We start from the raw sequence: 9535 nt of genomic DNA, 5'->3' as shown, positions 1-9535 counted from the left end.
TGGTCTTGGCTGTTTATATTTTAACCAATAAATTGCTGTATTGCAAGCATAGTGAGCTTTTAAAGATAAATTATTGTTTTATTGGTCAGCAATAATTGTCTGTTTTTTATTTAATTTTACATGACAAGTTCGGAAGAGCCTCGATTCCTTAAAATCAGGCATTGCTTCTATTATTTCATTTATGTTTTTTGAATAATAAAAATAAAATACAGAAGTGTAGTTTTTTATTTCGCTAGGAATGGTTTTACTAAGATGAATTTGTTGTGTTTCGTTGTTGGTAACTAAACATAATTGAGTTTCTTCTAACTTTATTGTTTCATTAATTCTGTACTGCGAGTAAAAATCATAAGCGATAGATTTTAATGTATCGGAATTTCCCCAAGAAATACCTTTTTCTTTGTTTTTTAATTGATAATGTATTCGTAATTTTGGAAAATCAATTACTAAATCATCTACAAAAGTTTTGAGTTGACTAAAAAATTTAGCATCAATGCCTTCTTCAACTATCTGTTTAGCTATTTCGCTCAATTTGTATATGGCAAAAAAATCCTCGTATTCTTTTCCCTTATTATTGTTGGTTCCTCCTCTATTTTTATTTTTGATATACGTTAAGGCATCTTCACCAAAAATTGTTTGAATTAATTCGTCTGTGTACATAATTTTTCAGAAAAATAAGAAATTATTTGATTATTTCATTGAATCCCAAGCCTCTAGAACTAGGCGATGGATGCTGTATTCACCGTACTTCTTTATCTTGTGGTTCTCTTGGGTTTGGTAGGTAAAATGTATTCTAAGATACATTCCTCCTAGCAAGGGGGTGGAACGAACCACAAAGACACAAAGGACACAAAGATCGATCCTATGTAAGTTAAACTTATCACACAGAACCTAAAAGAGCTATCTCGTTGTTCTTGAGGACTTAATATTAGGCATTTTCCTACTGGGAAGTGATTAGACTTCATACCAAAGGCTATCAGCAAGATTAAGTGTCCACTGTTTAAAAAATTTAGGGTATTTTGTTGACGTGATTTCTTTCCCTTCGCGAATTTTCCCCTTCCACTTTTCGATAGTTGAGGTTGGTATGCCTATCTTTTTACTTAATTGGTCATTGGTTAAGCCTTGTCGGTTGCTTACTGTACCCTCACCCGTTACTGATTCAATTGAAACAGTGTCACCCGGGACGGGACCGATCGCGACCTTGTCCGGTTCAACGATTGAGTCAGGTTCCATAGTCTCAACCGTGGCAACGGTAGGAAGGGGGGAAGTGACTGACTCATGATCAGGCTTATCTATTTCCGTATCCTCTATTTTAGATTCAATATAGTCGATCAACTTTTGATCATCCATAAAATCTAGCCTCAATGCTTCTTTAATCAAGGGTTCCATATCGGGGGTTTCCCCTTGTCTATCCTCTTTACTATCCAACTGAGAAGCGAGAGCATTTAGTCGATGCTCTAGGCTAGTGATTTTTTCCGATAATCCTTGATCACAATCATTTAGGCGATCATCAAAAGCGACTACCCAATCATTAAGCTTTTTGCTTATTTGGCCTACTCGTTCATCTATTTTTTGAGTAGTCATCTCTAATTTGTCTATCCGGTCAGTGTCTATCTGATTGTCTATCCGGTTCCCCTTACCAGTGACTAGCTTAATGTCTATCCTACCGTCTAGGCATCCTGAGATAAAATCATATAGAAGTGAGGCTGTGTCAGTGTTTTGGCTTTTTGCCAAGTCTCCAAAAGCTTGTCTTTTGTCCCCTTCGATCCTGATTGTGATTAGTTTATCGCGTGCCATAGTTGTCTATCCTTTTGTCTATCTGTCTATTCATAAGATAGCCAATTGTATAGTCATTGTCTAGCCAATAGTGGACACTTTGAGAATTGGCACTCTATCTAAAGAATTGGCACTCGATCGCATTAAATCAGATTTACCGCGTCCCGGACGTTTTCATCGGTGACTTCTAAATAAACCGATAAGGCCGCTAAGGATGAATGGCCTGAGATTCTCTGAATAGTTCGGAGGGGAACACCCCGCGCGTGCATACGGGTTAAAGCAGTTCGGCGAAAAGAATGGGTAGATACTCCCTTAATCCCCAATTTCTGGCAAGCTTGCCTAAGCGTTAGATCAGCATAGGCAGTAGTTAGGGGTTTAGTGCCGTCCCTACCGGGAAAAAGAAACTCGTTCGGAGATGCGATCGAGTCGATGTAATCATTGAGAATTATTTCAAGTCTAGGGGATATGGGAAGCGATCGCGTCCCCCTTTTCCCCTTAGTATTCGCTTTCCTGAGAGTAATCACCCCGCCGGCTATGTCAGAAAATCTGATAGATAACGCTTCACTGATTCTACAGCCACAATAAAGACAGATAGCAAACACAGCCCTATCCCTCTCGGAAAAAAGGCTAAATATAGCGGTAATCTCGCTATCTGTCAGTATTTTCGCTTGGCCGTTGCGATCGCATTTCATTCTTAGGTAAAGTTTCAGAATTACCAAGTCAGCGACGGTAAAAAACCCGTGGGGTTCACGGGTAGGGATACCTATATATGTCAATCTATGGACACGCCTAACGATACCTCTAGCACTTTCTCAATGGCTCTAAGGGTTTCGATCGGTAAGCTTACAAGCTTCTCAGTCTCGATTCGATTCCAGTAAGCTACACTTATCCCGGCCTCAGCAGCTAATTGAGTAATGGTTTTGGGTGAGGCTTTTCTTTCCCGGCGAATGCGATCGCCTAATCCCTCAACTTCATAAACACGGGTAACGCTGATCTTCATCTTTGATATAGTCATTAGTTATTACTCAAGTATCTACTATCAATATATTCTTATAGTAACTTAAGATTAATCTCTTGACAAGTATCTACTAATAGATTATTATACAGATATAGAGAAAAGCGAACGCGCCCAATACCACTTAGTGCGATCGCTTCTCTCTCGTAAACCTAACAAAGTTGATGATACATCATGAAACTCATTCAAGCAATAGCGCTCGATCGTCCCCGCGAAGTAAAAACAAAGTTTGGCCAACGTCTCGTTATCGACTGCCGTAACCGCGATACCGGTGAGACTTTCCCTATATGGCGCGGGGTTGATGACGACTACAGCCGTCGCTATGTGATCAAAAATTCCCCTTTAACTGTGGGGGTTGACTCCAAAGGAAAATTTAACTTGATCGAAGACCCGGCGTTAACTAATTTAGGTCAACCCCTTCCAGAGTCACCCGTACCCGTGCGGCCTCTACATAATACCAATCACGTTATCGCTCAAAACAGCGAGAAACCTAGCGAGAGTGAGCAATCTTTCCTAAACCCCTCTCAGAAGCGAGAAATAGCCCAATACATCCAAGAAATGGCTAAACTTTACGGGTTTTGTTTACAGCAAGCTGACGGGTTAGGAGTCGATGGTGAAGACCGTCGCGCTATTGCTACTACCCTCTATCTAAGCACTCAAAAGAAATTCTCGCTCTAAACAGATAGCAATCGAGGGGATTAATTCCCCTCCTAAATTAGGAGTAAAAAAGATGACAAAACTTAAGGAATACACTGGAATACTCACAATTAATCTCGAAGTAACTCTACCCGCAAAAAGCAAAAAACAAGCCCTAGAATTGCTAAATGAAATTTACCCGGCTATCTCGCTTAGCTATGGGGAAAATATACCTGATTTAATCGATTGGCGAGACAATATCGACTATGTAGATTGGGAGATAGAGGATTAGTAATCAGTTATCAGTTATCAGTAAAAAACCATTAATAGGAGTAATCAAAATGACCACAAAAGAACAATATTACCAACGGCTTTCGAGTGCCAAAAAACCCACAGACCCCGACACTTTAGCGGTTCTTAATTACTTTGGCGATGATAATCGATATTGGTACATTAACTCCCTTGATTGCCGTTCTTTTTTAGGCCAATCAGGGCATTTTATGAGAGAACTGGTGTTAGAAACCGGCGGGGATTTAACGGTTATTTTAGCCAAAACTCAGGAAACCCTCACCCCCTTAATGCCTCTAGGTATTGCCGATTTTGACCGGGTTGATTGGGATTTTGTGGGACTTTGGTATCTGTGGGGGGAGCTATTTGATGAGATAGAAGATATGTAAGTTTTTTGTAAGTTAATTGTAAGTTTTTTGTAAGTATCAATCAATTGTATCCCGTGTAACCCTTACCCTGATTGGGTTTTAAGGTTTTGGGCTTGTGATTTTTGGGAACTTCACAAAACTTTAATATTTTCGTAGTATGAATTAGGTACATTTTTAATCATTATGTGTTACCTTACTATTAAAGAAAAGAGAGGTCAAAGATGAAAGTAAAAAACGTCTCCCTAGTGGCCAAGGTTTCCCCTGAGATGAAGCGTCAAATTTTTGAAATTGCTGAAAAAAGGAATGATACGGCAGCCACGGTGATGCGAGAGATGATCCGAGAATCCTTAGACAAGCTAGAAACAGCCTAAAAAATAACCACTCCCTAGCCTGCGAAGCTTCGGGAGTGGTCAAAACTTATATTCTTAATGAGATGAATAATACCATCAAAACACCACAAAAGTCAAGAGTTTCCCTGAATGCCACGGGATTAAGCGATAGAAAGATTACCAGCCCAATAGAAGCTTTACTAAGCAGAATAAAGGCTAATTTTGGCAAAATAAGCCAGAATACCCTTAATTTTGTGGCACGGGTAGGGTTAGGCACGGTACAAAAAATCAATTTTTCTGGGGGTGTAGCATGACCCCTAATCATTTAATCACCCTAGAAAAAGCACTCAATGAATTCTCGCAGACTTTTGGGGAATTAGAGTTAATAGCCCTAACAGCGGCCCATATCGGGGAATACTGCGAAACCCGACGGGAAAAGCGAGAAGCTTACCGGATAGCGGCAAAAATCATCGGATGTGACCGTAAACACTTACAGGCTATCTGTGAGAAGCTTGATCGGCTTCAATCTCGGATAAATTTTGATTTTGATGGGGGTGTGGAATGAGTAGAAGCTTTCAACCCCTAAAAAAAGGATGCCCGATCTGTAACGGCGCTCGTAGGGACTGCCGGCAATCCTTGCTAACTAATCTAATTCATTGCCGGGATATGGATGCTAACCCCCCCGATTACATCCATAGGGGGATAGATAGCAACGGCTTTAATATGTGGGCATTCAAGCCGGATGCTGACAACTGGAATGATGAGAAGCGCCGGGAATATCGGGAACAGCGAGAGCGCGAAAAGCAATTAGAACGGGAAAGACACGCTCGATCCTTGTCCCCCATAGAACGGGATAGAGAGATTAAGAAAATCTTAAATCAACTGACTCTATCTGATAGTGATCGCATTCTGCTAAAAAACCGCGAGTATTTGACCGATGACAGAATAGCCAACTTTAGAACCGTTGAACAATGGCAAAAATTAACCCCGGCAGTCTCTCCCGGTCTGTCAGGGGTTAATTGGGACGGTGGGAAGTTAAATAATCCCATTAATGGGATTATGGTGCCAATTCCAGACCATAACGGCTTATTTGTCAGTTTAAGACTCTATAACCCCAATAGTAAAGAAAATGACACAGGAAAATATATATGGCTGTCTTCCCGTGTGCGGGGGGTTGACCCAAAACTACAAAATGGTGAGCTACCCATAGCTATCTATTGGCCTAGCCAATTAAAACACCATGACCAGATAGGAATCTGTGAAGGGTTAGAGCTTAAACCTGCTATAGCTGCTGACAGATTGGGGATACCCTTCATCGGAGCATCGGGGGGGAATTTTGCGGGTAGTAAGGAATCTTTACTAAATGCGATCAAGGCAATAAAAGAAAGATTAGGGAACCCTAGCGCGGTCGCGACCCTTTACCCCGACGCGGGTAGTTTGGTTAATGAGAATGTTACTAACCAGTATCGTAAACTGTCTGACATTTTACCGATCCAGATTGCCTATTGGGGTCATGGTTTTGACAAGAAAATCGGTGATATTGATGAGATAGGGAATCTGGAATCAATCGAATTTATCACGCCTAGCCAATTCTTTGAATTAGCTAAGAAAGATTTATCATTCTGGGAAAAGGTAAAGCGATTAGCATTTAAAGATCGGAAAAAAACCAGAAAACCTTTACCCTCACCCTTACCGACTAAACGAGAGGCAAAAATCTATGACCGCTCTAATCGATTAAATGAATGGGCATCGGGTAAATATATCTTAGATACTTCGCCAACTGGAAGCGGTAAATCTTACGATGCTGGCAAGGCAACCCCTGAGATGATGGGAGTTACAGATTTATTTTATATTACCAGCGACCCTCGAAATGTCTCAACCCCAACGTTAAAAGATTGGCCAATATTAGAGGGCCGTCACGCCGGGCTATCCCGTAACCCATTGGGGGAAGTGAGAACCAGAAAAAGGAAAGACTCACTCGATCGCTATCAGGAAAAAGATTTAAGGGCTAATTGTGCTAGACCCTTTACCCATGCGGCCTTAGCCAATCAAAATATAAGCCACGGAATAGAATCATCGACTATCTGCAAGGGTTGCCAATTCCTTGAATTATGCCGGTCTGGTAAAGGGGATTATGACTACCTACAAAAGCGTGCGATTGCATTGCAATCTAAACGGTTAATAGCTCACCCGGCAAGCTTACCTAATCCTAAGTCATACGATCCTGAAAATGGTTTCGATTATGGGAATACGACCCTAATTTTCGAGGAAAGCGAGTTAAGCTGTAACACCACGAAAATAGTTAAGGTAGGGGAAAAAGATATTACAGCCTCGATCGCAGCCTTAGCAAAAAAAGATAATGATCTTTTCCTATCCTTAAGGTCTTTACTGGATGCCGTTGAGAAGCTTCTCTCGGAAAAGCAGTCTAATCGCTATGGTTTTGATGGTAAAACCTTAAGAGAGAAGCTTTTAGGATTAATTCCTAGCAATCTCGATTTAAATCGCCTAAAAGAAGCATTAACCCCCGATTTAAGCTTTCTTGACCCAATTAGTGAAATGGGGGAATCAATAGCTGATATGCCGGCATCGGTCCGCAAGGCATTCGCTGAAAAGGATAGCAATTTAGCGGAAAAAGCCGAAAATCAAGCTTTAAAGCAGTGGCTACCTGAATTAATCAATGCTTTACAGGGTAAAGGCTATTTATCGCTTAATCATGGTGTTTTATCGGTATCTTTCCTTGATTCTCGATTACAAGCGATTATAAATGAGGCCGCTAAGGTCATCTTCCTATCGGCCACGGAATCGATCGAAAACCTTGAGGCCCGAACCGGGCTAAAAATTGATCTAATTACTACCGGGGGGGGGATTCCAGAGAATATCAGGTTTATCCAAGTGTCAGACCTTGGCCGTAATGGGATAAGCCGGGGAAACCAGCAAAAAAGAATGGTTAAGGCTATCCTTGACTATTACCGGCAAGACGACCCCGATAACACGGCTTTTATCAGATTCCAGTCTCACTGTAAGGATGATGGGGATGAGACAAGCCTAAGACATTTTGTCAATTCTCAGGGAACGAATGCGATCGATGGTGTTACCCGTCTAATCATTGATGGTTTACCATGCCATAATCTAGAATCCCTACGGCATGATTACGCTATTGGCACTGGCAATGACCCCTATGGTGAGGGTTTTAACCGCTATGTTCACCATCAAATTTTGAGAGTCATTAAACAAGAGACAGGGAGGCCGCGGGCTAATCTTTACCGGGATCGAATTTTCGAGATTGTTCTCTTGACCGATTATGATTTTAGTGGACTCATCCCCCCTAACCAGATTAAGCAGTGTAAAGCGCATGAAATCACCCCTCTCGCTGAAAGTGTCAGCGAACGGACTAAACGGCTAATAGGTGAGGCTGCTAATCGGTTGTGGGAATCTGGACAAAAAATAACCGAGCGTGCGATCTCTACTGTAACCGGCATGGCACGGACTACGGTCAATCGATGCCGGGAATTTTTGGATGAAATCTTGGCCACATTTACTATAAAGGATTCATATAGCAATTGTGGCCAAGCTGAAACCCTTACCCAGACCGACACAGACCTAATTAATGATGCTACGGTTTACCTAGAGGCCGCTAGTGAGGACTCACTCCTAACGGAATTTGGGAACATCCTAGAGGTACTCGATCGCAATCAGTGGGCCGCCCTATGGGGATTTATACCTATTCCGATAAGAGATAAGCTTCTTAATCAGCTTTTGGCGATTGCAACTTAATCACTAATCATACTCAAAACTCAAAACCGAAAAAATTGCGTATTTTTGGGCATTTTACCCTTGAGAAATGTTTCAGAGCTAATCGGGGTTAGGGTAGTAAACCTTATAAAAAATTCTAAGCGCTGACTAATCTAGCTCGTCGAGAGCGAACCAGTTCTGGGATATAAGTGTTCTTGTCATCTTGTCCTTGAAAACCAAGCCTTTCGTACACAGAGCCGCCAATGCCAGGTATCACCTCACCGTCTGACGTTCGCTGATCATCTTTTGCAAAATATATGAATTCAAATTTATTAGATATTTCTCGTTCAAATTCAATTTTTAATTTTTCTTCTGCATTAATATACATTACTGGAGCTACGATTAAAATTTTATTTGGATTAATTTTTTGAATTAAATTGACAAGGTTTGTTTTGACTACGCAAGCTCCAGAAATAATAGACTTAACAATAATCAAATAATCGATATTGCTGGGGCTGGGTTCCTGATATTTTTTTAGAATTGGAGCTACTTTTAAGTCGCTAATTCCAAAAGGAGAAAATCTTTTGTTCCAAAAACAAGCATATCCTATGTTAGAAAAATGGTTCTCTAACTGTAGGATAATGCCTTTTGCTAAAAAATCAGCATCTTCAACGGTAGAGGCTAAATATAGGCTATGGGGTGAGCTATCGATAACTCTATTTAAAATTATTTGCCCGAGCTTATTACCGAGTTGTTCCATTACTTCACGATACCTTTCAGGTTCAATACTTTTATTTGCTAAAATTTCAAGGTAGGTAAGGATTGTGCGATCATTGTTAACAAAATTAGATGTTTGTCTGGTCATATTAAAAACTTCTCCAAGTCTTCAAAAGAGGTGGGCTGAAATTGCTTGATTAAATCTTGAATTTTTTTGAAATTTGAACTTTCTATATCATGATATATGGTTCCCGTATCTAAACCATCAGCATAATCCCAATGCAAAAATCCCTTAGAGACATTATACTGGAATCTGGGAATCCGATCCAAAATACTTCGCATTCCTGGATCTAGCTCAATATCCGAACTAAACAATCGGATGTATGATGGCTGGGTAGTTTGGGCTTTGTGTAAAAGCTCGCTCACCGAAACTTCTGACGTATCTATTGAATACCAAGCTCCCAATAAAACGGTCGCAACACATTCGATTTTGTCTGGCTCAGGCCTGTCAAAAGCAGATAGATAACTTATCGATTCCGGTTCTTCCGAACTTACCATGTAAAATCAACTAGCAAAATGCCAATTTAATAAACATCTAAGACTAAAGTTTTTAAAGTTTCTAAATCCATAGCCTCTCCTTTTAATCACCTTCAGTTTATTATTAATTCCTTCCACTG

At 40.6% G+C, this 9535-nt stretch carries 14 protein-coding genes; 7 read left to right on the top strand and 7 right to left on the bottom strand.

Annotated elements, in window-relative coordinates; genetic code table 11:
* Positions 1-78: 78 nt before the first annotated feature.
* The 4 genes from IM462_RS11350 to IM462_RS11335 all read right to left on the bottom strand — a co-directional run bounded on the left by IM462_RS11350 (position 79) and on the right by IM462_RS11335 (position 2788).
* The gene (locus IM462_RS11350; RefSeq protein ID WP_287702573.1) at positions 79-657 is read right to left on the bottom strand and encodes a hypothetical protein; all 579 of its coding nucleotides are present in this window, start codon (positions 655-657) and stop codon (positions 79-81) included.
* 294 nt (positions 658-951) lie between these two features.
* Positions 952-1581: a hypothetical protein gene (locus IM462_RS11345; protein ID WP_287702571.1), complete on the bottom strand. Its 630-nt coding sequence runs from the start codon at positions 1579-1581 to the stop codon at positions 952-954.
* A gap of 335 nt (positions 1582-1916) precedes the next feature.
* On the bottom strand, positions 1917-2549 hold the full coding sequence (locus IM462_RS11340) for a tyrosine-type recombinase/integrase (RefSeq protein ID WP_287702569.1): 633 nt from the start codon (positions 2547-2549) through the stop codon (positions 1917-1919).
* Positions 2546-2788, bottom strand: a complete 243-nt coding sequence (locus tag IM462_RS11335) for a helix-turn-helix domain-containing protein (RefSeq protein ID WP_287702567.1) — start codon at positions 2786-2788, stop codon at positions 2546-2548. The genes IM462_RS11340 and IM462_RS11335 overlap by 4 nt, the downstream gene beginning before the upstream one ends.
* 174 nt (positions 2789-2962) lie before the next feature.
* On the opposite strand from IM462_RS11335, the gene IM462_RS11330 reads away from it, so the two are divergent.
* From IM462_RS11330 to IM462_RS11300, 7 genes are all read left to right on the top strand, one after another.
* Positions 2963-3466, top strand: coding sequence for a hypothetical protein (locus IM462_RS11330; RefSeq protein ID WP_287702565.1), 504 nt, complete (start codon positions 2963-2965; stop codon positions 3464-3466).
* A gap of 52 nt (positions 3467-3518) precedes the next feature.
* A complete protein-coding gene (locus tag IM462_RS11325; RefSeq protein WP_287702563.1) occupies positions 3519-3716 on the top strand; it encodes a hypothetical protein in 198 nt (65 codons plus the stop codon).
* A 49-nt stretch (positions 3717-3765) separates the two neighbouring features.
* Complete coding sequence (locus IM462_RS11320) at positions 3766-4101, top strand: hypothetical protein (protein ID WP_287702561.1); 336 nt, start codon at positions 3766-3768, stop codon at positions 4099-4101.
* 200 nt (positions 4102-4301) lie between these two features.
* Entirely contained in the window at positions 4302-4451 is a 150-nt protein-coding gene (locus tag IM462_RS11315) for a hypothetical protein (RefSeq protein ID WP_287702559.1), read from the top strand.
* Positions 4452-4513: 62 nt separating this feature from the next.
* Positions 4514-4723 carry a hypothetical protein gene (locus IM462_RS11310; RefSeq protein ID WP_287702557.1) on the top strand — a complete coding sequence of 70 codons (210 nt, stop codon included), beginning with the start codon at positions 4514-4516 and terminating at the stop codon, positions 4721-4723.
* Positions 4720-4974: a hypothetical protein gene (locus IM462_RS11305; RefSeq protein WP_287702555.1), complete on the top strand. Its 255-nt coding sequence runs from the start codon at positions 4720-4722 to the stop codon at positions 4972-4974. Before IM462_RS11310 ends, IM462_RS11305 begins: the two co-directional genes overlap by 4 nt.
* The gene (locus IM462_RS11300) at positions 4971-8183 is read left to right on the top strand and encodes a hypothetical protein (protein WP_287702553.1); all 3213 of its coding nucleotides are present in this window, start codon (positions 4971-4973) and stop codon (positions 8181-8183) included. Before IM462_RS11305 ends, IM462_RS11300 begins: the two co-directional genes overlap by 4 nt.
* Positions 8184-8298: 115 nt before the next feature.
* Here IM462_RS11300 and IM462_RS11295 read toward each other — a convergent pair whose 3' ends face one another.
* From IM462_RS11295 to IM462_RS11285, 3 genes are all read right to left on the bottom strand, one after another.
* Positions 8299-9006 (bottom strand): hypothetical protein, encoded by a 708-nt coding sequence (locus tag IM462_RS11295; RefSeq protein ID WP_287702551.1) that lies wholly within the window; start codon positions 9004-9006, stop codon positions 8299-8301.
* Positions 9003-9416 (bottom strand): hypothetical protein, encoded by a 414-nt coding sequence (locus tag IM462_RS11290; RefSeq protein WP_287702549.1) that lies wholly within the window; start codon positions 9414-9416, stop codon positions 9003-9005. The genes IM462_RS11295 and IM462_RS11290 overlap by 4 nt, the downstream gene beginning before the upstream one ends.
* A 6-nt stretch (positions 9417-9422) precedes the next feature.
* The coding region (locus tag IM462_RS11285; protein WP_036400142.1) for a transposase at positions 9423-9535 on the bottom strand (113 nt) is incomplete at its 5' end.

It is taken from the genome of Microcystis sp. M144S2 (assembly GCF_020246065.1).
GTDB lineage: Bacteria > Cyanobacteriota > Cyanobacteriia > Cyanobacteriales > Microcystaceae > Microcystis > Microcystis ichthyoblabe_A.
Note: the sequence above shows the minus strand (reverse complement) of the source record. Positions and strands in the feature narration are given on the sequence as shown.